This is a genomic window from Rhizobium sp. 57MFTsu3.2 (genome assembly GCF_012932765.1).
Taxonomy (GTDB): Bacteria; Pseudomonadota; Alphaproteobacteria; order Rhizobiales; family Rhizobiaceae; genus Rhizobium; species Rhizobium altiplani.
On sequence record NZ_JDWI01000005.1, the window covers coordinates 78,894 to 104,459 of the forward strand.

Below are 25,566 nucleotides of genomic sequence, written 5' to 3' on the forward strand. Positions count from 1 at the left end.
AGAAAGGAGGTTGACCATGCAGATTAGAGATCTGATCCCCTGGGGCAACAACAAGGGAAGCGAAATTGCGAAGTCAGACGATGGAAACCCCGTCTTTTCTTTGCAGCGCGATGTGAACCGTATCTTCGAGGACTTCTGGAAGCGGTTCGATCAACCGTTCGGCGCTTTCGGGCGCTGGGATACCGGTGGGCCGCGAACGGACATCGCCGAAACCGAGAGTGCGCTCGAGGTTTCGGTGGAACTTCCTGGAATCGATCAGAAGGACGTCGATGTCTCCCTGACGGACAGCGCGCTCACGATCAAGGGAGAAAAAAAGAGTGAGCAGGAAGAGAGCAAGAAGGGGTATCACTTGTTGGAACGCTCATACGGGTCGTTCTACCGCTCGATCCCGCTCCCGTCGGGCGTCGATACGGACAAGGCCGCCGCGCAATTCAAGAATGGTGTCCTGACTGTGACGCTCCCAAAAACGGAGGAAGCGCTGTCGCGCGTGAGGAAGATCGAGGTGAAGGCGACCTGACATCGACTTCACGGTCGTGAGATGCGGCGGACGAAATCCGTCGCATCTCTTACGATTACTGGATGCGTCTCGTCCGGGGATACGCCATGAGCGAAGCGCGGGCGCGGGCGAGATCTTCGCGGGCGACGGTCAGCATCGCGTCTGCCGTATCCAGAGCCGCGAAAGCAGCCGCAGTCGGATTGGGCCGTTCCGCAGTGATGCGAACCCAGGCGCGATCGATTTCAGCAAGAGCCGCGCGAACATTCGCGATCGCTCGTTCAATGGCATCGTAGAGAGCAATCTCCTCTTCGGAGACTATTCGCGAATTGTCCCCGGTCATCGATCTTTTTCCGGCCACACCGGTCCATTGTGCATGCTCGAATGGCAAAACTACCACCAAGAGCGCTCATTTTAAACAGTCAGCGTGGCAACGATAGGATCGAAAATGGGTGAGAAACGCCGAACCGGTGGGCGCCGATGGACGTGTGCTAGAGGCATCAAGGGTGATAGTCGCGGCCATGGAAACGGCTCATGAACGGTGGTTCACTGCCAATTCTCCCCTCTGCCTTCAACATCAGTTTTCCTGAACGGACACGCCATTCTGGTCAAGCGGGACTTCAACGCCGGCCGGCTTCGTTTCCTCGCGATAGAGGTAGACGCCGAGGACTATGACGGCGACAACCAGGCCGCCGATGATCAGGTCGAGGGTGTTGTTTTGCTGCATGAGAGCAATTTTGCCTCTAATAGGTGAAGGGAGGAGCGGTTAGCCGCCTGTGAGAACGGCCGAGTTTCGCAGTTCATAATTGCAGCTAACGGAATAATACCCGAAAAAACCAGCATGCGCGGGCATGAGACGCCTTAGCGGTAAGCCTACGCTGCGGCGTCAGTTCGGAGGTGCCGTCTCAGGGGATCCGCAAAAATAGCGCGATCGTTCTTCCGGCCCGGATCAGGCGACAGTCCGCTCCGGGTCATGCCCGGCAAATGGAGGCGGCAACATCGTCAGTTTTCCACCCTTCTGCGACGCTGCGCTCGCCGTGCTTGCCGAGGCTCACTCCACTTCTATTCTGCTCGCTCCATTTGTCTTCTGAATTTCACATAGTTTCTCGGCTTTGAGCGCTTCGTAGAGCGCTGTCTTGCCGATCTTTACGCGAGCGGCAGCTTCGCGAACATTGAGACCGGCCGCCAGATGCTGTTGGGCCTTTGCGAGTTTTTCCGGCGTTACCACCGCTTGTCGGCCGCCGCGCCGGCTCCGCTCCTCTGCGGCTTGAAGGCCGGCGCGGGTTCGTTCCCGGATCAGATCACGCTCGAACTGAGCCAGCGCCCCGAACAGATGGAAGACAAGGCGACCGCCGGATGTCGTGGTGTCGATATTCTCGGTGATGGATCGGAAACCGACGTCCTTGGCTTCCAGTTCGGTGATGATCTCGATGAGGTGCTTCATCGATCGGCCGAGGCGGTCGAGCTTCCAGACCGTGAGCGTATCGCCGTCCCGAACATAGCGAATCGCTTCGGCCAGCCCCGGACGGTCGGTCTTCACGCCCGACGCCCTGTCTTCGAACAGCTTCTCGCAACCAGCCTTGCGCAAAGCGTCGAGTTGCAGTGCCGTATCCTGATCCCCGGTTGAGACCCTCGCGTAGCCGATAGCGGTCATGTAGGTGATTTGTCCGTTTTGTCGTTGGATCCGGACAATGTCCGATTTGCCGTCGCAGAGCAAGGTTTGCGGACAAAATCTGTGGAAGCCGCGAAACGGTCGTTTGTCGGACATGCATTTTCCAGTTCGGTGCAGCTACCGCAACGAAATTGGAGGATCAAGGAATGGCACGAAGGGCACTGCTGAGCGAGGCATGGTGGCAACAAGCGACAACCATCCCGGATGACGAAAGGGAGATCGCCAAACATTACACGCTTGACCGGCAGGACCTCGATCTGATCATGCGACAGAACAAGGCATCCAACCGGCTGGGACTTGCCTGTGTTCTGGCCATGCTGCGATATCCGGGGCGACCGCTTGCGGATGGCGAAGTTCTGCCGCTTGGCCTCTCGCGTTTTCTGGCGCGGCAAATCGGCGTCGATCACCGCGAGATAGATCGCTATTTCGAGCGTCCGCAGACACGACGCGAGCATCTCACCCTGCTTTTCGACAGGATGAAGATTCGCCCGTTCGCGCCTTCGGATGTGCGGGCGCTGACCGGCTGGCTGACGCCTGCCGCCCAAACCCTGCGCCAGGCCGATGCGTTAGCGGACATGGTGGTGGAGGAATTACGACGCCGATGTATCCTTATGCCGGCGCGCGCGGCACTCGAAGCCATCACGCATGTGGCGATAAGGCGCGGTGTTCGCATCGCTCACCGGGCCCTGGCTGGCGGACTGTCAGAGGTCCAGAAGGTCGAACTGGATAAACTTCTCGACCCGCGTGAGGGGACGGGTGTGACAGTTCTTGCCTGGGCGAGGTCACCAGCATTGTCGCCAGCCGCCGTCAACCTCGACAGGATCGCCGAGCGCATTCGCCTTCTTCGGTCGTTGGCCCTGCCGGTGACGTTGATGGAGCGCATTCCGGTCAAGGTCTTCAATGAATTCGCCGCAGAGGGGATGCGGATGAGCGCGCAGCATCTGCGCGACCTCAACACCGAACGCCGGCATGCCGTCCTGGCCGCGACGGTGTTGCACCTTTCCCGCCATCTGACCGACTGCGCCATCGACATGTTCAAAAAACTCATAGGCATCCTGACTCGGCGAGCCGACAACCAGGCAGCCGCTCGCGTCACCCGATCTGTCCGGGAGGTGCAGAAGCCGCTGAAGGACGTCTCGAAAGCTTGCCATGCGATCATCGAGGCCAGGGAGAAAGGCGAAGATATCGCCAAAGCGCTTGAACAGGTCATTCAATGGCCGGTCTTCGCGACCAGTGTCCGGGCGGTCGATACGCTGATCGCGCCGGATGTCATCGACGGTAAAATCGAAATGCTCCAGCGCTATCCGACGATCCGGAAAATGGCGCCGGAATTTCTCTCGACCCTCGTGTTCCGCGGTCACGCCGTGGCGGCGAATCTCTTGCGGGCGCTCTCCGTGGTCGCGGATCTCTATCGTACCGGCAAACGGACGATACCGGACAACGCTCCCATTTCCTTCGCACCGAAAGGCTGGATGACCCTTGTTCTGCAGGATGGCAAGATCGATCGCAGGGCTTACGAACTCTGCCTGTTCAGCGAGCTGAAACGCCGGCTCGATGCCGGTGATGTCTGGGTCGAGGGAGCCAAGCGCTTCCAGTCCTTTGAAAGCTTCCTCATCCCCACGCCGACATTCGAGCTGATGCGCGAGGAAGGCCCGCTTCCGGTTGCCGTCGATACCGACGTGGAAACCTACCTCCACCAGCAACGGCAGATCCTGAACGACGGACTGAGCGACCTTTCCCGTCTGGCCACAGCCGGCGAACTTGACGATGTCGAATTGACCGGGGCGGGCTTCAGCGTCACGCCGCACAAGGCCATGTTTCCTGACATCGCGAAGTCACTGAAGCCGAAGGTGGAAAGCCGTCTGCCTGCGATCCGCATCACCGATCTGTTGCTTGAGGTGGACGCCCGCACGGGATTTTCCAACACCTTCACCCATCTGCGCAGCGGTCGGACGGTTGACAACAAGCTTGCGCTCCTCACCGCCATTCTGGCGGACGGCATCAATCTCGGCCTCACCAGAATGGCGGATGTTTCCCCCGGAATAACCATGCGCCAGCTCGCCTGGGCGCACGACTGGCATATTCGCGAGGAGGGTTACGCCGCCGCGCACGCCATTCTCGTCAACGCCCAGAGGCAATTGCCTCTCGCAAAGCTGTGGGGCGACGGAACCACGTCATCCTCCGACGGTCAGTATTTTCCGGCAGGAGGGCACGCCGAGGCGATCGGCGACCTCAACGCCCGCTATGGCCCCAATCCCGGAGCGAAATTCTATCGGTTCACCTCCGACCAGTATGGCGCTTTCTACATCATCGCCATGAACGCCAATGCGAGCGAGGCCATTTATGTCCTCGATGGTCTTCTCTATCATGGTAGCGATCTCGCCATCGAAACCCACTATGTCGATACCGGCGGGGTCAGCGATATGAGCTTCGCCCTCTGCCATCTCGTCGGCTTCCAGCTCGTGCCTCGGCTACGTGGTCTCAAGGATCGCAGGCTTTATCTCTTCCCAGGCGACACACCTCCCGAAAACTTGGCGTCGCTCGTCGGCGAACCCATCAATGTCGAGCGGATCAAGGCAAACTGGAATGACATCCTGCGCCTCGTCACGACGATCCGCTCCGGCCAGGTCCGGCCTTCGACCCTGCTGGCGAAGCTGTCCGCATTCCCGCGCCAGAACGGATTGGCGCTTGCGTTACGCGACATCGGGCGCATCAATCGGTCCATCTTCCTGCCCCAATGGTGGCAGAGCCCCGAAATGCGCAGGAACGCGACCGCCGGACTCAACAAGAGCGAAGCCCAGAACACCTTGGCCCGCGCGCTGTTCTTCAACCGTCTCGGAGAACTGCGGGACAGGACCTTCGAGAGCCAGTTCTATAGGGCGTCAGGACTGAACCTTCTGATCAATGCCATCGTCTACTGGAACACGCTTTATCTCGAACCGGCTTTCGCCGAGCTCAACCGGGAGGGCATCGCCACGCCGCCCGACATTATCAAACACATCACCCCGCTCGGGTGGCAGCATATCAGTCTCACCGGCGATTACATCTGGACCCCGACGGACAGCATCGATCTCAGGCCACTGCGGCGCGAAACATCCATCCTCGCAGCGTGATCACCGTATGTTCTCAAATGTCGGACAGATTCATCACTTTCGTGTCGTGATGCCTAAAAGCTTAGCACGCTGGAGAAGCCTCGACGGCATTGGCCGCCGATAAGTAGCGCACCGTAGTCCATCCGAGGCAGGCGCAATGATTTTTCATTCTCGACCCGCTCTGGCGTGGAACCGGATTTTGGGTCAGAGGCACACTTTGTCACGCTCTAGCGCTTGACGTGGCCGGTGGAGTTGCCGATCACCGTCGAACAGCACAGCAAGAGGGATCGAATGCCGCATTATCTCGTGATGCACACGTCACTTGTCGAAGCCGAAAACGAGGAGGCCGCCGCTCGGAAAGCCTTGCTGACGATCAAAGAGAGCAAGGAGATTTCCTTTTCTGTGAAGTTTGATGAGGCCAGCGTGAGACGGGTCGTCGTTTCAACTGCCGATATTCCATGCGACCTGCGGCCATTAGCGGGCGATCCTGAAAAACAAGAAGAGGAGACACCCGTCGACAGTATCGACGGAGCGCCTCCCGAGGCGTCGTTCCATGCCTTCATTGATCGAACGAAGTTCGCAATCGCATTGATACTTTTCATCTCTGGCTTGTGCCTTGGGTTGGCATACCGCGTCATGTAATACGGTCCAGATCAGCGGGTCAGCGGAAATGAAACCCAAGCCTCAGCCTGGCGTCTGGCGACGGCCTCAGTGAGGCAGCCGCCGTAAGGGCGCGCGCATGAACCGGCCCGGTTGGGGAGCCGCCCATTGAAAATGGTTTGCAACTTGAAATGGATCTATATCCAGGCTGAGGTGTGGCCGAAAAGCCTGAATCTGTGAGGACCCCGCGAACGTCGTGGTTTTTTAAGGTTGACGGTCGATCTCAGCCGCAGAGCATAAACAACTTGTCCCGCTTGCATTTTAGTAGTTGCTTAATCTTTATATGTCAGATTTTCATTTGTCACGGGTAGGTTATCGTGGCGCAACATCACATGCTAAGGGCTCGCCGCAGGTATCTCGTGGCGAGCCTCTTTTGTTAGCGCGCTGCGGGGTTGCCGACACGGCGTTCTGCGTCAGTGACAGTACTTGCTGCATCACCCCCGAAACCATTGATCCCGTTGGCACAGGAGGTGATTGGCAGCCTCAACAAGCATGTGGCTATCAGAGCCGAAATGATCTCCATTTCCAACTTCTTCGGTTCCTTCGATTGTTGCTGCCTGGACGAGGCTAACGACGCTTCCGCCGGGCGTTGACGCTGGACTGTTGCTCGGTTGCCCCGACGCCGACCCGTCGGTAAGTTTGATGACGACAATTGCGTCGATAGGAGTGCGACGCATCGCAATCCAAGGACCGGAGATCGCTGGATCCTCGAGATCGAGGCGATGGGCGTTACGTGGTTCTGGTTCTGGGTCGAGCAGGAGTTTAGAGGATTGGGCGTTGCCACGAAGCTGATGTCCAAGGCTGTTGCGTATTTGAAAAGCCGCGGTTGAACGGGTATTGTGTTGCATTCGTCAAAAGCAGGTGAAGCGCTTTATCGCAGTCTTGGCCCGAGCCGGCACATGAAATGCGAATGACATTTGGCACCGATGATCTGAATGCCGCAAACATCTCATCAGAACGTGGAACATAGCTGCCTCATCGAGGTTGAGGAATTCGACAGCGGCCATTTTCATCGAGATGGAACGCCCTATCTCGCAGTCAAAGCGCTCGTAGGGTGCACTGAACGGTTTGTGAAGCAGAACGTTTCTCTTTTCTCGCGCAGACAAGAGCAGGTGAAAATCTATTCACCGGCGCGCGAGCATCCTGCGCTGCAACTGCTGTATGCACGATTAGATACCATCGGACGCGGCTCAGGAGTGCGAATGACACGACGCCCCTCGCGAGGAGAATGGAAATGACAGGGCACGGCAACAGAAAATCCTCGAGGTCGAGCAGGCAGCAACGGCTCGATGCTTTCGAAGAAACGACGCGCCTCGCTCGCCAGAGTGTGGAGGAAGAGCGCCGAGAGAGGGAAGAAAAAAGCGAGCGACTTCGAAGGGCACGGCTGGAAGCGCAGGAACAAGATCGGCAGGTTTGACGTGCGCCTGCAGCCGAAACCTTCGCAACCAACCGAGTAAGACGGCCCCTCTGCCTCTAGCCTACCTTATCCTGTGTTTGCGTTTCAAAGTCGGAGGCATCGTGTCGTTCATGGAGTTGTTCTGAAGGATCGCCATTGATCCGGTTGACCATGCGGCCGCGCTTGACCGCCGGCCGGCTTGCGATCTCAGCAGTCCAGCGCTGCAGATTCTTATAGTTCTCAACATCAAGGAAGGTTGCGGAGTCGCCGTATGCCTTTCCTTGCGCGAGGTTCCCGTACCAGGGCCAAATTGCGATATCCGCAATCGAGTATTCGTCGCCCGCCATGAACCGGTTGCCTTCAAGATGACGGTCCAACACGTCAAGCTGACGCTTCACCTCCATCGAAAAACGATCAATGGCATATTTGATATGCATTGGAGCGTAGGCGTAAAAATGACCGAAGCCGCCGCCAAGGTAGGGCGCCGAGGCCATTTGCCAGAACAGCCAATTCATCGTCTCCGTCTGCGCCTTGTGCTCTTGTGGTATCAGGGCGTCAAATTTCCTTGCCAGATAAAGAAGTATGGATCCGCTTTCGAACACCCGTGTCGGCTCAGGTGTAGAACGGTCCATCAGTGCTGGAATCTTCGAGTTTGGATTAACCTCCACAAAGCCGGAACCGAACTGGTCGCCATCGCCGATCCTAATCAGCCACGCATCGTATTCCGCTCCGCTGCGGCCGAGCGCAAGCAGTTCCTCCAGCATGATAGTGACCTTCACGCCATTCGGAGTTGCCAGAGAGTAGAGTTGCAGGGGATGCGTTCCGACAGGCAGAAGCTCATCGTGGGTGGGGCCGGCAATGGGCCTGTTAATGTTGGCAAACTGTCCGCCGTTGCCTTTTTCCCAATGCCATACCTTTGGCAGTTCGTACCCGGGAGGGAAATTATTGGCGGAGCTATTTTCAGTCATACTAGATCCTCTGTTGGGCAGTCATGGGCAGGCACATAGGCTTCAATTGTTATAAAGGAACCGCGACACGAGAGTGCCGCGCCCCGGCACTGCCATTCGCGACTGCGCTCCGGGCCGGTTTCGCCGGCCCTATAGGAACGATGTTTGACGGCGTTAATCGAGAAAGCTTGTGCCCGTAAGCTCGGAGCTACTGGAATAGTTTTCTCGTCGCAAAGGATGGCGCGTGGACGTCGGTGCGAATTGCGGAGCTTGTTATTTGGCGACAGTTATTCTACTCTTCCTTGTAGGTTTTTAGCCTAAATCCCGGATTGGAGCGTCTCGCATGCTGAAACGTGTTTCCGTCCTTTTCTCGGTCTTTTTGACGGCATGCGTGCCGTCCTGGACGTACCCACCCTTTGCGCCAACTAATGCCCGTAACTGTCAAAGTGCGCCGCCGAGTCGAGCTGAATCTGCCGATTGGCGCCGGGCACAAAAGCTGAACACGCGTCAATCCTATCAGGCTTTCCTCGCAAAGCACCCTCGCAGTTGCTACGGCAACTTGGCGGTCGAAAGGATGAAGAAGGGGGTTCAACGGCAACCTGTTGCAGTACGGAAGTTGGACACCCAATCCGAACGGGGCTGGGGCCGCGGATCAGCCTATTAGCGCCCGTTCTTTTCTCTGCCTCGGGGAGGCTGCGACCAGTGCGGTGGAAATGTCTCGCTGCATCAGGGTATTTGAAACAGGGTTCAAGCTCATTTGAGGGTAGGGTATTCCGGGTGCAGCAAACAATCTCGGGGTTGGCTGATGCATTTTGACGTTGTTCATGCTGCCGACCCACGGTTTCTTGGCGGTACGTCGAGCGCACTGAGAGCCGAGCTCAAGGCGGCGAGACAGTGGGAAGTGAGCTGTGGGCTATTGCCCTTCCTCGGACAGCGCACCCGCGAGTTAGGCGTCTTCGACACTCGCACGGCCGCCACAATTGAACAATCGAATGCCGTCTGGCTAACAGGGTCGGAAGAGGCAACGTGCGACATTCTTCTGGCTCACCATCCTGCAGTGTTCGAGCGTATGCCGAGTTCGCCAGTGCGCATAAGACCTCGCCGCGTCGTTTGCGTGGTTCATCATCCTCTGTTCGACGGCAATCGAGTTCCGCAATACGATCTGACGGTCGTGGGACGTGTCTTGGACAGGCTCTTTGGTGTGCCAGTCGCGTTCGCTCCTGTCGGGCCAAAGGTCCGGTCACAGTTCAACAGTATTGGGACCGAAAGCCCCCCGCTTCTCCGACACGATTTGTATAATATGGTCGACGCCGCTGAATGGGCGTTACCCGAGCGATCAGCTCCGGCAGGTATCGCGAGTTTGGGACGCCATACGAGGGGAGACCCGGCGAAATGGCCCAGTTCTGCAGATGACCTGCGCGCTGCTTACCCCGACGCACCCAATTTCGCCATCAAGGTGTTGGGCGGTGTCCCAGAGCCAATCCAGCCGTGGATCGGCTCGAACTGGCAGATCAGTCCATTCGCGCAAAACAGCGTCCCAGACTTTCTCAGACGCCTTGATTTCTATGTCTATTTTCACAGCCGGCAATGGGTGGAAGCCTTCGGAGTATGTATCGCAGAAGCAATGGCCAGCGGCTTGGTGACCGTGCTTGACCCTTCATTTGAAAGCCTGTTCGAAGATGGCGCGGTCTACTGCAACATTGCAGAAACGCGAAGCGTCATCGAGCGCCTCATTGCCTCTCCTTCGACCTATCTCCAACAATCAAATGCCGCCAAGGAGCTTGTCCGAAGGAAATTTGCGATCGACCAATATCCGCAACGCATGGCACGCCTCTATGATGATCTTGAGCTTCGCAGGCCTTCTGGGTTCGAAAACAGCCGGGCCGTGGGCAGCAGTTGTTCACCTGGCAAGACTGCCGAAAGTGTGACGCCTGAATCCGCCCCGCGACGTGTAGGCAAGAAGCGCCGAGTGCTTCTTGTCGCGACAAACGGCATCGGGCTCGGTCATATCACACGACTGATGGCGATCGCAGAGCGGCTGCCCGATGATATGGATCCGATATTCTTTACTCGATCGGCCGGATCCGCGTTAGCCCATGCGCGAGGTCACGCTGTTGACTATACGCCTTCCGGTTTGGCAATCGGCGTAACGGATGAAAGCTGGAACAGGGCTTATGCGCAGGAGCTGGTGACGGCAGTCGAGGCGTTTGATGCCTCGGCGGTGGTGTTTGATGGAAACAGGCCGTTTCCAGGGTTAATTGCCGTTGCCGAATGCCGACGCGACCTCGCCTGGATCTGGATCCGGCGTGCGTTGTGGCGTCTTTCCCACAATTTCGAGCCGGGCGTCCAGGACATATTCGACATGGTGATCGAACCAGGCGAATTTGCGCATGACGAAGACCATGGTCCGACCCGCGATATGCCCGGGGCAGTTGCTGTTCCCCCTGTGCTTCTGTTGGATCCCGGATCGGGCCTGCCCAGGAGAGAAGCTGCCGCCAAGCTTGGCGTCAACCCGGACCGGTTCACGGTTGCTGTACAACTGGGGTCGCAACGAAATTTCGACCTGGAGGATCTCCCCAGTCTGATCTTCGCCGATCTGGCCAGACGGAATGTGCAGACGGTACAGGTCCTCAATCCGTTGGCGCCACCTCCCAAGCAGGAATGGCCGAGCGTTTTGCGCACAAGCGTTTACCCCTTGGCTGAGTGCGCCAGCGCGATCGATCTTCTTGTCACCACCGCGGGGTACAACAGCTTCCATGAGAGCATCCTGGGAGGGATCCCCTCGATCTTCGTACCCAACCAGGCGCCGGAAATGGACGATCAGCATCTTCGCGCCGTTTATGCCCAAACTGCGGGCTTGGGTCTTTGCTTACGATACTCGGAGTCAGATCGTGTGACGACAACGCTCGACCTGGCGCTATCAGATGCCTTCCACACCGAGGTTCGCCGGCGTCTGGGGCGCCTGAATTTCGTTAATGGAGCCGCCATGGCCGCGAAAGCGGTCGAGCAGCTTGTCTTCAGCATCCGCGCTGACCGTCCCTTGCATGCCGCGATTGCTCGAATGTGAGCTCATGGAAACATCCGCGCCGAGCTGATCGGCAAGAAACTCCTCGATGGTCGATGAGATTGTGATTTCACTGGCGATATCCCATTTCGCAATGATCAATGACCACCGCCTGCGCGAGTATCTGCCATAGATTTCGGGGGAAAGTGATGGCAGGTGGCTGCGGGTTGGGACAAATTCCAAAGGGGCAGAACTTGCAGCAGTCAGGTCGGGACGCAGTTCTGACAGAACGATAACTGGAAATTCGCCATTAGCCCTACAAGCTTCGACGGCAGTGTCAAGAATCTCGGCGAGATTAGCGGGCATGGCACCGAGGACGGAAATGAGGCTTCTGGGTTTGGCTTCGTCAACTGGGTCTCGCAGGACGTACTGAAGACTGTCCCCGTCGGCGGCGGGATCGGCAATCCTGACGGCGCTCTTCGACCTCCCGAAACGCAAGAGCCGGCCAATTCTTTCGACAATCCAGCGCAATGCCATCCCCGCGTTCCGTGCAACTATGCCACTATGACCGTACCACCGTGCTCTCAAAGCCCATTCTGCTGAACGAAGAGTTCGACATCTTTCTCGATTTCCTCTCGTGAAGCAGCGTCCAGCTTCTCGCCCACCGAGGTCTTTGTCCGTTCCGCCTCTTCGACTTTGAAACGCGTGGCGAGTGTCGCGTTGAAATATGCCTTCCTCAAATCTGGCTTTCCGCGGGCAAAGCTGCCCGCAGCGTAACCCTTGGCGAGCTCGAGATAGGCGTCCTCGAAGCCTCGGCGTGCCGACAGTTCCAGCAGGGAAAGTGCGCGATTGGCATCGGGACGAACCTTGCCCTCGCCTTTGACGAGAATGCGAGCTGCATAGAGAGGCGCGTATTGGTTACCCATTTCCGTGGCGCGGATCATCAGATCAAAGCCCCGTTTGACATCCTTCTCGACGCCCAGGCCGCCGACATAGGCACGGCCCAGATTGGTCATGGCGTCGATCTGGCCGGCATCTGCCGCCGCGGCATAAAGCCTTGTCGCTTCAACATCATCCTTCTTCACTCCGATGCCGCGCCGGAAGCTGTCGCCGAGCGCAGTGATTGCATTCGACCAGCCGCTGGATGCCGCTAGTCGGTACCACAGGATTCCCTCTTCGGGATTCTGTGGGACGCCTTGGCCGCGTATGTAGGCGGTTCCTACATTCGTCCTCGCTCTAAGATTTCCGAGCGGTGCCGCCTGCATGTAGAAATCGAGAGCCCGCTTGTAGTCGACCTCGCGGCCTATGCCGGCACGGGCCATGTATCCGAGATTGACGAGTGCAGCGCTGTATTGCTGCGTGGCGGCAAGTTGGTAGAAATGTTCCGCCCAGTCATAGCGCTTGGCTATTTCGAGGACGCGGGCCAACTGGAACTGCAGGCGTGGATTGTTGGGGTCCGCCGCCAGCGCGTAGCCGCAGGACCGTAGCCCGTCGCGGATGTTCACCAGTCCGTTCGTGACGCCCGGTACCACGCGTTGAGGATCGTTCGGATCGGCTGCGTACAGGTCGCAATCCGTAACGAGAGACTTCATGCCGCTTTGTGTGTCAGGCATCTTGCGCGGCCAGATTCGAAAAGTCTCACTCACGGCGCGCTCGCCTGCCTGCTGAAAGACAAACTCCGCCCCAGCAGCTGCATTGGCCTCATTGGAGGGTGGTGGCTCGGTGGAAATCGGGGTGGCGGCAAGTGCGCCGCTGACGAACAGACCACGCTGCTGCAACTCGGCAACCTCAAGGCTGCTACGTTTGACCGCCTCCGCTGCGAGCGTGCTGTTCGGAAACGCCTTGGCAAAACGTTCGAAATCCGTTGGATCCGCGCTGTCTTGAATGAAATACCAGAGAACCTGATCGATCGTCAGTGCCCCGTCACCGCCCGCAACCACGGGCGCCGGTTTCTCGCTGCCTGCCGGCTTCAGGACGAATTTGGTTTCGATCGATCCCGTGATCCACGGGATCTGCGATCCGTTGGTGGCCAGGCGCACGTCTCCCCGTACTGTTCTGAACGTGTCGTAGATGTCGAGGCCCGGCTGCTGAAGTGCATTGGCAAGCGCCAAAGAATAAGGGCTGTTCGCGCCTGTGCCGTCATAGGCGACTTCGCCGGCGCCGGTAGCGAAGGCAATGAGAACCTGACCGGCGCCGGCCTCCATGTTGGCGAGGCCCTGTTGCAGTCCTTTTTCGGTGGTGAGCGGGTTGTTGCGGCAAGCGTCCAGAATGATCAGTTTGACGCCGACTGGATCGTTCTTGACGAGGTCTATGAGATCATTGAGGGCGATGGCGTCATCGATAACCTCCTTGGCAGACCCCGTCCGTACATCGACGGGTAGCAGCAAGCTTCGTCCCTCGTGCTGGAGCGCGTGTCCCGCATAATAGAGAATGGAAAGATCGGCACCGACCAGGTGGCTGCGGATTGCATTCTCGAGATCGCCGACGGCGGCTTTCTTGACGTCGTAGAAGAGCAGGACATCGAAGCCAAGCTCGGTAAGCGTTGCGGCAATCAGCTTGGAATCGTTTTTTGGATTCGATAAAGGCGCAAATTCGTATTCGCCGTTCCCGACCACGATAGCGGCTTTACGCTCCGCATGGGCCATCTGCGAGAACGCCGTTAAAAACAGCACCAACAGCGGGATCAAAAAAATCCATTGCGGCCGAAGGCACGAACTTCTTTGCGTCATGGCAGGTAAGCCCAGATTGTTGACTTCGTTGTCCTGATGAACGGCAAGAATACAGCGTCCATAGTAATGCAATTTTTGCGGCTTCGCCTAGGGAAAAGGATTAGGGCTGAAAGAGTGGCTTTATGGCGCCATGCGAGCTCGGGCCTACGTATGTCAAGACCGGATCCATGGAGGCACAAAGCACTCCGCCCAATTCCGATCCGTGCAAAAGCCTGGGCGATGATGGCCGATCGGTATCATCGCGTGACCGCGTAAAAAACCCAATCCCCGTCGGTACTTCGTCCGGAGAGTATGGCCTCGGCAACGCCGATGCGGCTTTCGAGGTGGCGGGTCTTTGTGCTAGGCTCATGATACAGGAATGCCGGCGTCACGAGACAGGGGCACTCTCCGAATGGCTGAAGAACGCAAGACAACCGTCCAGACGCCGCTTGGGCCCGCGACGCTGACATTTACGCACCTCATTGGCCATGACGAGATAAGCCGGTGTTTTGCCTTCACCGTCGGTTTCGTCAGTTCCGACGAAAACGTCGACGCGCTCAAACTGCTTGGAAAGCCAATTTCGGTTGAGGGCGAGGCCGGAGATCCCAAGCGGTGGTTCAGCGGGCTCGTTTCAGACTTCCGCCTGACGCGGATCGAGGAAGGCTTTGCTTATTACGAGGCGGAGCTGCGACCGTGGCTCTGGCTGCTCGCCAACACCACTGACTGCCGTATCTTTCAGAACATGAGTGTCGTGGAAATCGTCGAGCAGATATTCTCGAAATATAAGCCGGCGAAGTTTGAAAAGCGGCTGCAAGGATCCTATGAGGCGAGGGAATACTGCGTGCAGTATGACGAAACCGACCTGGACTTCGTGCAGCGCCTGCTCGAGCACGAAGGCATCATGTATTTTTTCGAGTATGGCGACGGAGAGCACACGCTCATCCTCGCCGACGCCATGAACAAGCTGAAGCCGGCGCCGGGCTATGCGACAGTCAAGTTCCGCGCGGAAGGCGACCCTGTGCGGCGGGACCAGGAATATATCACGCAATGGGTGGCAACCAGTTCCGTTCACCCGGGCGCCTACGCCCACACGGACTATGATTTCACCAAGCCGGGCGCCGACCTCATGGCGCAGTCGACACAGCCCTTTTCTCACGCAGAATCACAGGGAGAGCACTACCGCCATCCAGGTGCCCATTTGAATGTGGGCCGCGGCGACGCTGTGGCCTTGGTAAGACGCGAGGAAATACAGGCGGCGCATCAGCGTATCACCGCCGGCGGTACTGTGCGGGGGCTGGCTTCAGGCTGCACCTTCAAACTGGAAAACTTCCGGCGGAAGGACCAGAACACGGAGCATGTTGTCCTGCGCGCCGAATATCGCCTGTTCGACCCCGGTTACCGCCCGGCTGGTTATGCAGGGGAGGAAACCTTCCACGCGGCACTTCAGGTCGCTCCAACCTCCATCATCTACCGGCCGCAGCGTATCACGCCTCGTCCAATCATGCGGGGGCCGCAAACCGCGACGGTGGTCGGTCCTTCAGGGGAGGAAATCTTCACCGACAAGTATGCGCGGGTGAAGGTGCAGTTTCACTGGGATCGCCTCGGCAAAAAGGACCAGAACAGTTCCTGCTTCGTACGGGTTTCGCAAACCTGGGGCGGAGCCGGGTGGGGCTTCATCCAGATCCCGCGTATCGGCCAGGAAGTGATCGTGGACTTCCTCGAGGGGGATCCGGACCGGCCGATTATCACCGGCAGGGTTTATAACGGCAAGGAGATGCCGCCCTACGAGCTGCCGGGAAATGCCACCCAATCGGGGTTGAAGACGAATTCGTCGCCGGGCGGCGGCGGTTGGAACGAAATGCGCTTCGAGGACAAGGCCGGATCGGAAGAGGTTTATTTCCAGGCGCAGAAGGACCACAACCTGCTGATCAAGAACGACCGCGGCAAGTTAGTCCAGCACGACCAGTCCGACCGCATCGACAATAATGCAAAGCATTCCGTCGGCGTGAACCTCGATGAGGACGTCGGCAACAACAAGACGACAAAGGTAGGCGTCGACCGCACGGTCAATATCGGTTCCAACGACACCGAGACGGTGGGCATCAATCGCTCACTTACCGTTGGCGCAGACGAGACGATTGGCATCGGCGCGAACTCCACCGAGACGATCGGCTCCAACCACACGCAGACAGTCGGCATCGTCCAGACGGTCGTCGTGGGTGCGGCGCGGATCGATACGGTCGGGGCCGCAGAGACCAGAACGGTGGGAGCCGCTCAGATGAACACCATCGGCGCGACCAGGTCGGTAAGCGTCGCTATCAGCCAAAGCCATGACATCGGAACTTCCGACAGCTGGGATGTCGGCACTGACCAGAGCATCGGCATTGGCGGTGGACAGACAAGCCAGATCGCCAAGACACGCACCGCGAAGATCGGGGAGGACGATGCTACGGAGATCAGCGGTGCCCGCGTTGTGAAAGTTGCGAAAGGCAGCGCGCTCGAGGTCGGTGAGGACGGGCTGATCAAGATCGGAAAAGATCTGCTGATTGACGCCGGTGACTCAGTCGTCATCAAGTGCGGCTCTGCGGCCATTTCAATGAAAAAGGATGGCACGATTACGATCGAAGGCAAGGATATTTCTGTCAACGCCAAAGGCAAGTTCAATGGCAAGGCTTCAAGCGAAGTCACGTGGAAAGGCAGTAAGATCACTCACAATTGAGGGGCAGTCAGATGGCCGAGACTCGGGAACGTATAGAAGGGGTGGTGATCGGAGTGTTGTTGGGGTTCGATGCCGGCGTGCCGCTGGTCGTCTTTCCCGGCAACCCCCGTGACACCGCGTTGCCTGCGCGCAGCTTGGCCGACCTCACATCGGCAATGATCGGTGCTGAGGTGGCGCTGCTCTTTGAAGGCGGAGAGGCGATGCGGCCACTGATTGTCGGCCAGATCGTGGAGCCGGCGCGCAAGTCTTCGTCGCCACATGTCGTTCGCGACGGCGAGCGCGTGCGGATCACCGGCGAGGAGCGTATTGAGCTTCGTTGCGGCAAGGCCACGATCATCATGGAAAAGGACGGCCATATCACCATACGCGGCACCTATGTGACCAGCCACGCCAGCGCCGCCAACCGAATTCGTGGCGGATCGGTGAACCTCAACTGATGCCTGCCGCACCTGTTCTTCGCGAAATCGTCCGCCAGCATGCTGAAATGGCGGCATTCCTGTGGACGGTCTATGACTATCATCTGCTCCATCCGGACGAAAACCCCGAAATGGACGAGGAGCGGCTTGCACGGCTGATCGAGAGGCTGGAAGCGCATATCGACGGCTTGCGAGTGGCAGGAGAGACCGGGCTGGAAATTGCCAAGGAGCGGTACGCCTCGTTTCACGAGGCCGGGGAGTTGTTTGTGGTGCGGATGCTATCTGGCTCACCGGACTTGCGGATTCGGGCACTCGATCTCGACAAGGTCAGACGCTACTTGAAAGTGACTCTGGAGACGTCCGCTTGAGCAGACGCCGAACGCCGCCAGCGCTCGTCAAATGAATTCGCGAGTCATGTCGATCCTACGAACAAAAAGGTTACCGTCATAACCAAACTCGATCCCTGACCACGCCTTTCCGTTAAACGTGAAGACTTCTTTCCAGCCCACCGCAACAAGATAGTCGTCGGTCGCATGCATCGCATAGACGAAGCCCAGTGATCTGAACGGCACGAGTTTCATTCCTTTTTGGACGTAAAGGCCGTACTCGTCATCTCCCCAGTACCGATTTCCAGCGAACTCGCATATCGAGCATATCTGTGTACCCGGTCCAGCTATCTCCGTTAATTCCTCATCCGCGTACCGGGCACAGAAGCCATTTTCGCATCCGAGATATACGCTGCCGTCACGCGCAACCTGCAACGCAGAGATGCTGTGGTTGAATCCGAGAGGAACTGGGCGCCAACGAGTGCCATCGAGGCGCAGCAATGTCCCCTGATCGCCGGCCACGTGAATGAGCTTAAGTGTCGGACCATGCATGGCACGCAGGAAAGCCGAAGTCCGTGTCTCGATCGGCACCCATTGGGTGCCCTGCGCCAGGCAAACAGTTCCTTCGTCTCCATAAAGATAGGCAGTCCTTTGGTCGAGATGCCAGAGCTTGTTCGTGAACGCCTCCGGTCCTTCGCCAGTCGCAATGGTGCCGTTGCGAATGTGATGGGTGGTTCCACCGACCTGCAACGCGATATGTTCCTTCTCGGAGAGGCTGACATGCGAGAGAATGAGATCGTCGATGTCCAGCAGTACTTCTTGGCGAATCTGGTCGTCGAGCGACATCCGCAGCAGGAACGAGCGTCCCGCTTCGTCGTTCTTGTCGCTAAGTTGCACGGATACGGAGAAGAGATTTCTCCCCAAGTGGAAGGCGTTGATCGCCTCGATGTCGATCTCGTCAAGGGGGTAGTCGTCGAGACGCGGCTCTGGATCGTCCGTCATCACCTTCCTACCGTCATTGCATTCAGTTCGGTCTGTGTCTTCTTCGGTCGGACTACGTCCTGAAGATAGTTTATCATTACGAGCCGCAAGCATTCAATCATGTCGTCGGCATCCTTCTGCGGCGCGTTCTTAATCGCGGGTTCGTTCTTCCGTACAGCATCGAGTGACTTTTCCATCGCATTCTTCAGCGATGGCTTCCTGCGTCGCTTCTTTTCCTTTCGGAAGAATGCGGCTTCTTGGTTCGTTTTCAAGTTGTGGGGTGTTCCCTTCTTGCTGCCGTCGCCGCGCTGAAACCCGCCCCCTTTCTTGTGCTTTCGGGAACGCATGCAGATGCATGGGGCGGTCTGGTTATCGTACTCCTTCCATCGCGTGAAAGACTTGTTCTGCTTGCGACTGCTCTGGAAGCACCCAACGCGAACGAAGTGTTCGGATTCGGACCCCGCAGGGCAGTCGGCCTTCGAATGCTGATGGAGCCGGATCTGATATTTGTTGAGCAGGGTTTCGCAGTCCTGGCCCCCTGCGCTCAATCCGGCCATATGGGGCCATGTAACCGTGTTGGGGCCTGGGGAGGAATGATTGTTGGTGGCGAGATCGGTGAAGCGGATGACCGGCTCCCCGTCAAATTTCACATCATTCGACCAGCTGTTGAAATACTCTTTTCCAGTGTTGTTCGATGTGATGATGCCCTTCTTGGTGGCACAGCCTGCTTCGGTGCCGGACGTTCTCGACAGGTCTGACTTGTTCTTGATATTGACGGTTTGCCCGCCGATTTTGACCGTGCCCGTGCCCTTCTCTGTGTCGCTGGCAAATCCGAAGCTGGGGTAGGGGATGGGCACGCCGGGCGGTGTTGCCGGGTTCTCAGGCGGGGTGAAGCAGGTGTCCGGGAAGACCGCGATGGTTCTGGCGTTCACGGCCCTGCCAGAAATTTCAAGGCCGTTTGCGAAGACGTTGGACATTTAAGCTGCCCTCGTCGCCAGGATAGCAGCGCCGCAGGCGCCAGAATCGCTGGAGGCTTCGATTAAGACCGGATTGCCGGCGGCGTAGCCCTTGCGGGCGGCCATGAAGGCCATGCCGATCATAATGGGCACAGCGGCCGCGCCGACATTGCCGAGGCTTTCTCCGGGCGACCAGATGTCCTGGAAGTCGTGCCGGCCACGCAACAGACGCAGGCTCGCCAATGCCGATTGTTTGAACCAGTATTGCTCGCCGACAAGATCAGCGATGCGGTAGCCCACCCGGCTCATTTCAATGCCGGCTTCGTGAAGTGCGGCGCGGTAGGCCGAGGTCATGCCGTCGCCGCGCAGCGGTAGATCCTCCGCATTGTAAATGAAGGCCCGCTCGCGGGTCAGACCGAGCCCGGCCAGACCAAGGGCGCTACTATGTGAACGGGTGCAAAGCACGGCTGCTGCTGCTTCCCCCGGGATAAAGCCATTTGGATTATCCGCAGTCAGCAGGCGTTCGCCGGCGAGATAATAGGAAAGGGTCTCTGCCGTCAGATAGCTGTCGACGCCAGCGATCATCACAAAGGGCGCTGCATCCGCCGCCAGTATGCGGCGGGCCTGTTCCAGGGCGACATGCCCCGACGGACGACCATAGGGTACAATTCTCGAGCGGCCATGCGGCGGACATTCCACGATCTCAGCTATGCGCTGGAGCAAACGGGCACCTTCGGGGGCGGGGCGGCCGTGCCTGTCCTCCTCGGCGAGGCAGAGGATAAGCGCAGTCTGGCCGCGGGCTTCAGGAGCGGCCTCGAAGGCCTCGCAAATGGCACCCGCGGCGAGACGGGCCATACGCGTTTCGCCAAGCCAGTTGCGCGGCAGAGGTACTGGAGCTCCGATCAGCCATTCTCTACCAGGTCCCAGAAAACGCGTTTCTTGAAAGCCGTCCAGGCGCGCTCTCATTGCCGCGCAGGCGGATTGTGTGTCGAGGCCGACGGCCGTTGCCATTCCAACCGAGACGATGTCGATCGGGGCGGTCATGCCTCTTCCTCCTGCGCCGCGGGCGCACTGCTCGCGCGCACGTAGGTGCGACCGGTGGCCCGCGCCCTCAGCATCGATTGGGTCGGCGGTCCGACCCAGCACTCGCTGAAGTCGAGGATCGTTCGGTGGATGCGTTGCGACATGCGCCAGACCAGCGAGAAGCGCCTGTTCTCCGGATCGAACAAGACAGTGTCGGGCGCCAAAGCGCTCTCGAAGACTTTCTCGCGCCCCTTGAACAACGTCATCGGTAGACCGGTCGCTGGAAGCCGGAAACTCTCGCGCCCGGCCGGTGTCAGATTGACCAACACCACGTCCTCCCCGCCCTTCGGATGTTCTATCTGCTGGTCGGGCGGCGACATCTGGAAGTAGCGCTCGTCGAAATCGGGCGGAAGGAACGGGAAGATGTTGTCGATCCAGTTCTGATCATACGTGCCGCCGAATTCAATGCGGCCCGGCCAACCCCGCCCGTATGGGCCAAAGCTCATTGGCCGGTAGTCGCCAAACGGCGAGCGGATTTCCTCGCCTATCGCCTGTGTGTTTGGAAGGGGTAGACCGGGGACCAGATGCTGGTTCTTCGGTCGCGCCCATCCCCTGCCGACGGGGTTGAGCGGATAGCTCGCCGGCAGCTTGTCCTCCGGGTCGAGGCGGTCCGTACCGCCCCACGCAGTGTCGTAGGAGAAAGGTTGCCGCAGGAAGGATTGCGCACTCGTGGCAACGAAGAGTGGGCCGCGGGCGCGCCACTCGCGATGGCCGAGGACATCAAAGACCTTCGACCAGTTGCCGACCTTGATCCCGACACTGACGCGGTCGACTGGACGCCCGCCGGGAGCATAGGCAAATCCGTTGGCGATGACGTCGCAGCGCGGCTTGCGAAAGGCGAAGTCGGTCTCCCAGAGGGTGGCCGAAAAACCGGGTGCACCTGTGTATGTGTCGGCCATCACCAGCGGTGTCTGCACGGATGATTTTTGCACGGGGGCACCTGGCGTCTCGGGAAAGTCGAAGGTTCCCTTGACGACGATGGCGATGTACTCGCGGCCCTCCTTGTCCATCCCCATCGTGAATTCGGTCGGGAAGCCTGTCTGGTTCCAGATCTGCATCAGCTCGTCTCCAGACTTTCGGGGAAGAGGTGGCGAAGCGCTGGTTCAGGTGCACCAGGATCAATCTCGATTGGCTCGCCAGGCTGCGTCCACAATGCCATGCCTCGGACCGCGCCGCCTGATATCTTGATCGCAGGATAGGGCAGGGTCGCAAGAAGGGCAGCGAGCCCATCGCCATCCATCGCGCCGTCGCGCGCAGATTTTCCCGCCGCTTCCAGTGCATCGAACCAGTCCGCGGCGGAGACGGCGATTTCGGTGGTCAAGGTCGGCGGCGCGGCCGCGATGGTCAAGGGAAACCGGCGGCCTGCGCGGTCGGAACTTGCCATCACGATACCGGTCATGGGTCCAAAGGCCTCGGATCCGAGGATAAACCGCAACGCCGGATGAGAGGTCACCGAACCTTGAGAAAATCGATGAACCAGATATCGGCTGATCCAGCGATCCCACGGGCCAACGAAAACTGCCGGCAGACCGCGCGTCACGAAATCCCCCATCGCTGGCAGCTTTCCAAAGAAGCCTGGCAGGATCAAAGCCTCGTCGGGCATGAGAACCTCGCAAACATTTTCAGATCGTAGGGATTGGCCACGCTCGCGGCCCGCAGCTCGAAATCGGCGTAATGGCCCTGAGCGGCAAGCCGCAACTTGTAGAGTTCGGGCAGTTCCGTTCCGCTCAGACGACCGGCACGCAACATTCGCAGGAAAGCCCAGCTTCCGGTTTCGCTGACCATCACTTCCGGTGAGCCGTCGAGCGGTTGGAAGGCAAGGGTAATCACACCGGTCCCGTCCTTGCCTGGCCAGGTCATTGGCTGCGGGCGTGTCGGGTTGTTGAAATAGGTGAGGCTCTGGCCGTCGACGTTTAACGTCACACGGCCGACGGTCGGAGAGAGATCCTTCGGTTCGAGCGTAAAGGTCAGGATCGGTCCGGCGCCGCCAGGAAAGAGGTTGTCGCGGATCAGCCGGGCCTGCTCCAACGCTGCCAAAGACGATGAATCGAGGTGGATGTCCGCTCGCCATTTCCACGGGTGGCGGGTCACGTCAATGTAGTTGATCAGGTGATTGTTGATGAAGCTGTCAATCAGCCCGCCCGGGCCAAAGACGCGTGCAAAGTCGACTACGTTCACATCGATTGCGCTGTCAGCAATGAATGGATAGCGGTTCGCGAGCGCTGCCTGGCAGAAGGGCAACACATCAGCGCGCCAGATGGCGTTGAGTTCCGAGGTCACCGCTTTCGTCGCAATGCCGCTCGTATCGCCAGCGATGCCGGCCAGCCAGTCGTCCAGTGGATCAGGCAGGGTTATGGCCTGCTTTGCCACTGCCCCCGTGAGCTCGGCCAAACCGCCTTGTCGCTTTATGGCATCCTGGGCGTCGGGGCTGGCCGATACTGTCTGCAGCATGTTCGAAAGCGCAGTCATCGCGGCCACGGCATCATTGAGTGCCGGAGGCTGGCCATCGACCTCGGCAATTGCGCCCTTGATGGATTTGAAGTGCTCGGCGACCGGAGCGCCCGAAAGGTCCACTTCGGCTTTGGAGCCGGCGGGCATCAACTTCACGCCCGTCTTGGCAAGCTTGCCGATCTTGCCGAGCTTGGACAGGAGCTTGGAGGTTGCCGCAGGAGGGACTTTGCCGCCACCCTCATCTTCGGGACGGGTCAGTTCCGTCTCATGCACGACGGCGTCCAGAAGCCGTTTCATGGCAGAGTCTGCGCTGGAGAGATCCTTGAGATTTTCGCTTGCCGTCTGCAGGTCGGTCAGTGGAGCGAGCCTTACGTCGCGCAGGAAGCTGTCCCACTTGGCAATGTAATCGTCGTAGTAAAGCTTGAGGATGTCCTGCGACAGCGCGGCGACAGAAGGGGTGGCGCTTTCCGAGCAACCGCCGGCAAAAACAGAGCGGTCGAGCGCAGCCTGCGTGGCCACGTCTTCCAGCCGCGCAAGAACCACGTTGTGGAAGCCGTCATAGGTGAAGGTGCCGCTGATGCCTACCCGAAGCGTCTTGTCCGAGCGCCGAGCGAGTACCTTGAGGCCATTCGGGCCGACATGATCTGCAGGGACCCATTCCTTGAGCGCCCTGACTTCCGGGTCGGACAGCAGTGCATTATAGGCACGCACTGGAAGTGGAATTGAACAGATGGCCCGCAAGGCTTCGCTCACCAGCGCCTCATCGGGTTGAATAAGGGCCTGCTCCGCCGCCATGTTGTCGATTGCCGCAAGTTGATGATCGGTGGCCATGTCGGTGCGGAAAGGAGGAACCGGTGCGAATTCGGGCAGCCGCTCGGTCCACCATTGCTTGGCGAATTCGGGATCCATCGGCGATAAGCCCGTCATCATGCGATATGTCTTCAGCGCTCCGAGCAGGTATTCGGGGTCGCGGATCTGACGCCACATGGTCGCTTCGAGCAGGGCGACCATGCGTGGTTCCAATATGTTGCGCAGCAAGCGATCGTAGGCGTCGGCCTGCGCCTGTCTGATCTCGGTTGCCGCGGAAGGGCCGATCAAGGCAGCCATGCCGCCTGGCGGCTCGGTACGGGCATTTAAGACTTCGGTTGCAGCTTCGAGCGCCACATCCAGATCGAGCGGTTCGAGTGGCGCCTGACGCGCAGCAATCGGAGTGAGCGGAATCTGCAGGGCTTCGAGCTGCTCGGCCTGTGCGGCAAGCGCGGCGCTGTTTTTCCGGTAGGAGATCGTAAAGAACAGGCCGGCAACGACAACCAACGCCGCCGCGGCCACTGCCGCGCCGCGCCAAATCCATATGCGCCGTTCCTCCGCCGCGGGATCAAACGTGCCTAGACCTGCTTCCTTGAAGATCACTTTCGTGAGCAGGTCCTTCAGGAAGAAGCTGCGCGTTTCAACCCGCGGCATTGGGGTGGCGGGCTGTGCGGGCAGGCCGAAAGAAGAAGAAAGTGCTGCTGTCAGCCGGTCGATTGCAGTGCCTTCCTGAGTGGCGGAGGTCAGATAGATACCGCGCAGCCAGGCGCTTTCTGCATAGCGGCTTTCACCGAAAATGGTCTCCACCAACACGCGAATAGGCTCGGAAAGGCTCTCGACCTGCGCCGGGAAGCGGAAGATCTCCGCACGGGCATTAAGGTTTTCTTCGCTTTCCAGACGGGGAATGAGGCGTCGTTCGAGCACGCCAGCCAATGCTTCGAGTTCCCGCGTGACTTCGCTGCCGTCGATGCGAGCGCCGGGTGAGAAGGTTGCTCCCCAGACCTGCTCGCGTCCCGCCGTCGACAGGCCTGCGAAGAAAGTCTCGAACCCCTTGATGAGATCGGCCTTGGTCAGCATCAGATAAACGGGCAGACGAATTTCCAGCCTCTCCTGCAGTTCGGTGAGCCGTTTGCGGATCTGGCGGCCATGTGCCCGAATGGCCGCGTCACCTTCCGCCAGCGTGTCAATTGCGAGTGCCACGATGACGCCGTTCAGGGCTCGGCGGCCCCGGTGCTTTTTCAGAAGATCGAGGAAGCCAAGCCATTCGGCTGCATCGACGTCGGGCTGGCTTTCCTGTTGAACGTAGCGGCCTGCAGTGTCGATCAGCACAGCCTCTTCAGTGAAGAACCAGTCGCAGTTGCGCGTCCCACCGACCCCATGCAAATCATCCGACAGATCAATGGGAAAACTCAGTCCAGACTGCCGCAGTGCGGTTGTCTTGCCGGTTGCCGGGGGCCCGATGATGACGTACCACGGCATCTCCCGTAGAAGTTTTCGGCCGCCGACTTTCTGGCGTTTCAGCTCCGCCATCACCTCTCGGAACTTTGCGCCGACAGAGGCGACCCCTTCTTCCGCCGGGCTTGGCGGCGCTTCCGGTGGGGGGGCGATCTCGGAAACGAAAATGCGATTGGCCTTGATCGCCCGGCGTTGCGCCGCGATCCACCAGATGAGAAAGAGGACGACGAGAAGGCCGATGACAACCAGTCGTACCGTCTCAGAAGCCAATGGCGCGCTTTCTGCGACACTGATGATTGGGCCGAAGATCCAGATGATCAGGGACAGCAGCACGAGCCCGATGAAGGTCCAGAGCCAGCGCGAGGTGAGGATTGCCCAGAAGAATCGGAAGACCGCCATC

18 protein-coding genes are annotated in these 25,566 nt (G+C 58.9%); 7 read left to right on the forward strand and 11 right to left on the reverse strand.

Annotated elements, in window-relative coordinates; all coding sequences use genetic code 11:
* Window positions 1-16 precede the first annotated feature (16 nt).
* Window positions 17-517, forward strand: coding sequence for an Hsp20/alpha crystallin family protein (locus AF71_RS07745; protein WP_169680753.1), 501 nt, complete (start codon window positions 17-19; stop codon window positions 515-517).
* A gap of 55 nt (window positions 518-572) precedes the next feature.
* On the opposite strand, the gene AF71_RS07750 is transcribed toward AF71_RS07745, so the two are convergent.
* The 3 genes from AF71_RS07750 to AF71_RS07760 all read right to left on the reverse strand — a co-directional run bounded on the left by AF71_RS07750 (window position 573) and on the right by AF71_RS07760 (window position 2,147).
* The gene (locus tag AF71_RS07750) at window positions 573-836 is read right to left on the reverse strand and encodes a hypothetical protein (protein WP_113515276.1); all 264 of its coding nucleotides are present in this window, start codon (window positions 834-836) and stop codon (window positions 573-575) included.
* A gap of 234 nt (window positions 837-1,070) precedes the next feature.
* Window positions 1,071-1,220 carry a hypothetical protein gene (locus AF71_RS07755; protein WP_169680755.1) on the reverse strand — a complete coding sequence of 50 codons (150 nt, stop codon included), beginning with the start codon at window positions 1,218-1,220 and terminating at the stop codon, window positions 1,071-1,073.
* A gap of 324 nt (window positions 1,221-1,544) precedes the next feature.
* A complete protein-coding gene (locus AF71_RS07760; RefSeq protein WP_169680996.1) occupies window positions 1,545-2,147 on the reverse strand; it encodes a recombinase family protein in 603 nt (200 codons plus the stop codon).
* 164 nt (window positions 2,148-2,311) lie between these two features.
* Here AF71_RS07760 and AF71_RS07765 point away from each other — a divergent pair, with 164 nt between their 5' ends.
* Window positions 2,312-5,278 (forward strand): Tn3 family transposase, encoded by a 2,967-nt coding sequence (locus AF71_RS07765; RefSeq protein ID WP_169680757.1) that lies wholly within the window; start codon window positions 2,312-2,314, stop codon window positions 5,276-5,278.
* A 270-nt stretch (window positions 5,279-5,548) separates the two neighbouring features.
* Window positions 5,549-5,899, forward strand: coding sequence for a hypothetical protein (locus tag AF71_RS07770; protein ID WP_169680759.1), 351 nt, complete (start codon window positions 5,549-5,551; stop codon window positions 5,897-5,899).
* Between the two features lie 1,491 nt (window positions 5,900-7,390).
* Here the strand turns inward: AF71_RS07770 and yghU are convergent.
* The gene (yghU, locus tag AF71_RS07780) at window positions 7,391-8,281 is read right to left on the reverse strand and encodes a glutathione-dependent disulfide-bond oxidoreductase (protein WP_169680763.1); all 891 of its coding nucleotides are present in this window, start codon (window positions 8,279-8,281) and stop codon (window positions 7,391-7,393) included.
* Between the two features lie 784 nt (window positions 8,282-9,065).
* Between yghU and AF71_RS07785 the strand changes: the two genes are divergently transcribed.
* On the forward strand, window positions 9,066-11,327 hold the full coding sequence (locus tag AF71_RS07785) for a glycosyltransferase (protein ID WP_169680765.1): 2,262 nt from the start codon (window positions 9,066-9,068) through the stop codon (window positions 11,325-11,327).
* Window positions 11,328-11,848: 521 nt separating this feature from the next.
* Here the strand turns inward: AF71_RS07785 and AF71_RS07790 are convergent.
* The gene (locus AF71_RS07790; RefSeq protein WP_246733611.1) at window positions 11,849-13,909 is read right to left on the reverse strand and encodes a caspase family protein; all 2,061 of its coding nucleotides are present in this window, start codon (window positions 13,907-13,909) and stop codon (window positions 11,849-11,851) included.
* A gap of 475 nt (window positions 13,910-14,384) precedes the next feature.
* On the opposite strand from AF71_RS07790, the gene tssI reads away from it, so the two are divergent.
* From tssI to AF71_RS07805, 3 genes are read left to right on the forward strand one after another with little or no spacing between them, the layout of a single operon-like run.
* Window positions 14,385-16,691 (forward strand): type VI secretion system tip protein VgrG, encoded by a 2,307-nt coding sequence (tssI, locus tag AF71_RS07795; RefSeq protein WP_169680769.1) that lies wholly within the window; start codon window positions 14,385-14,387, stop codon window positions 16,689-16,691.
* Between the two features lie 11 nt (window positions 16,692-16,702).
* A complete protein-coding gene (locus tag AF71_RS07800) occupies window positions 16,703-17,128 on the forward strand; it encodes a DUF6484 domain-containing protein (protein WP_025659198.1) in 426 nt (141 codons plus the stop codon).
* Window positions 17,128-17,475, forward strand: coding sequence for a hypothetical protein (locus AF71_RS07805; protein WP_025659197.1), 348 nt, complete (start codon window positions 17,128-17,130; stop codon window positions 17,473-17,475). The genes AF71_RS07800 and AF71_RS07805 overlap by 1 nt, the downstream gene beginning before the upstream one ends.
* Before the next feature lie 27 nt (window positions 17,476-17,502).
* Here AF71_RS07805 and AF71_RS07810 read toward each other — a convergent pair whose 3' ends face one another.
* The 6 genes from AF71_RS07810 to tssM are packed head-to-tail and all read right to left on the reverse strand — an operon-like array spanning window position 17,503 to window position 25,565.
* The gene (locus tag AF71_RS07810; RefSeq protein WP_025659196.1) at window positions 17,503-18,435 is read right to left on the reverse strand and encodes a hypothetical protein; all 933 of its coding nucleotides are present in this window, start codon (window positions 18,433-18,435) and stop codon (window positions 17,503-17,505) included.
* Window positions 18,435-19,391, reverse strand: coding sequence for a DUF4150 domain-containing protein (locus AF71_RS07815; RefSeq protein WP_025659195.1), 957 nt, complete (start codon window positions 19,389-19,391; stop codon window positions 18,435-18,437). Before AF71_RS07815 ends, AF71_RS07810 begins: the two co-directional genes overlap by 1 nt.
* Window positions 19,392-20,414 (reverse strand): 3-oxoacyl-ACP synthase, encoded by a 1,023-nt coding sequence (locus AF71_RS07820; RefSeq protein WP_169680771.1) that lies wholly within the window; start codon window positions 20,412-20,414, stop codon window positions 19,392-19,394.
* Entirely contained in the window at window positions 20,411-21,511 is a 1,101-nt protein-coding gene (locus AF71_RS07825) for a DUF2169 domain-containing protein (RefSeq protein ID WP_169680773.1), read from the reverse strand. Before AF71_RS07825 ends, AF71_RS07820 begins: the two co-directional genes overlap by 4 nt.
* Entirely contained in the window at window positions 21,511-22,056 is a 546-nt protein-coding gene (gene tagF / locus AF71_RS07830; RefSeq protein ID WP_169680775.1) for a type VI secretion system-associated protein TagF, read from the reverse strand. Before tagF ends, AF71_RS07825 begins: the two co-directional genes overlap by 1 nt.
* The gene (tssM, locus tag AF71_RS07835; RefSeq protein WP_169680777.1) at window positions 22,038-25,565 is read right to left on the reverse strand and encodes a type VI secretion system membrane subunit TssM; all 3,528 of its coding nucleotides are present in this window, start codon (window positions 25,563-25,565) and stop codon (window positions 22,038-22,040) included. Before tssM ends, tagF begins: the two co-directional genes overlap by 19 nt.
* Window position 25,566: the final 1 nt, after the last annotated feature.

Coding starts and splice junctions, on each gene's coding strand:
- AF71_RS07825 (WP_169680773.1), bottom strand. CDS start 21,511: ATGCAGATCTGGAACCAGACAGGCTTCCCGACCGAATTCACGATGGGG.
- AF71_RS07820 (WP_169680771.1), bottom strand. CDS start 20,414: ATGACCGCCCCGATCGACATCGTCTCGGTTGGAATGGCAACGGCCGTC.
- tssM (WP_169680777.1), bottom strand. CDS start 25,565: ATGGCGGTCTTCCGATTCTTCTGGGCAATCCTCACCTCGCGCTGGCTC.
- tssI (WP_169680769.1), top strand. CDS start 14,385: ATGGCTGAAGAACGCAAGACAACCGTCCAGACGCCGCTTGGGCCCGCG.
- AF71_RS07785 (WP_169680765.1), top strand. CDS start 9,066: ATGCATTTTGACGTTGTTCATGCTGCCGACCCACGGTTTCTTGGCGGT.
- AF71_RS07805 (WP_025659197.1), top strand. CDS start 17,128: ATGCCTGCCGCACCTGTTCTTCGCGAAATCGTCCGCCAGCATGCTGAA.
- AF71_RS07790 (WP_246733611.1), bottom strand. CDS start 13,909: ATGGCCCATGCGGAGCGTAAAGCCGCTATCGTGGTCGGGAACGGCGAA.
- yghU (WP_169680763.1), bottom strand. CDS start 8,281: ATGACTGAAAATAGCTCCGCCAATAATTTCCCTCCCGGGTACGAACTG.
- AF71_RS07815 (WP_025659195.1), bottom strand. CDS start 19,391: ATGTCCAACGTCTTCGCAAACGGCCTTGAAATTTCTGGCAGGGCCGTG.
- AF71_RS07750 (WP_113515276.1), bottom strand. CDS start 836: ATGACCGGGGACAATTCGCGAATAGTCTCCGAAGAGGAGATTGCTCTC.
- AF71_RS07755 (WP_169680755.1), bottom strand. CDS start 1,220: ATGCAGCAAAACAACACCCTCGACCTGATCATCGGCGGCCTGGTTGTC.
- AF71_RS07770 (WP_169680759.1), top strand. CDS start 5,549: ATGCCGCATTATCTCGTGATGCACACGTCACTTGTCGAAGCCGAAAAC.
- AF71_RS07800 (WP_025659198.1), top strand. CDS start 16,703: ATGGCCGAGACTCGGGAACGTATAGAAGGGGTGGTGATCGGAGTGTTG.
- AF71_RS07745 (WP_169680753.1), top strand. CDS start 17: ATGCAGATTAGAGATCTGATCCCCTGGGGCAACAACAAGGGAAGCGAA.
- AF71_RS07760 (WP_169680996.1), bottom strand. CDS start 2,147: ATGACCGCTATCGGCTACGCGAGGGTCTCAACCGGGGATCAGGATACG.
- AF71_RS07810 (WP_025659196.1), bottom strand. CDS start 18,435: ATGACGGACGATCCAGAGCCGCGTCTCGACGACTACCCCCTTGACGAG.
- AF71_RS07765 (WP_169680757.1), top strand. CDS start 2,312: ATGGCACGAAGGGCACTGCTGAGCGAGGCATGGTGGCAACAAGCGACA.
- tagF (WP_169680775.1), bottom strand. CDS start 22,056: ATGCCCGACGAGGCTTTGATCCTGCCAGGCTTCTTTGGAAAGCTGCCA.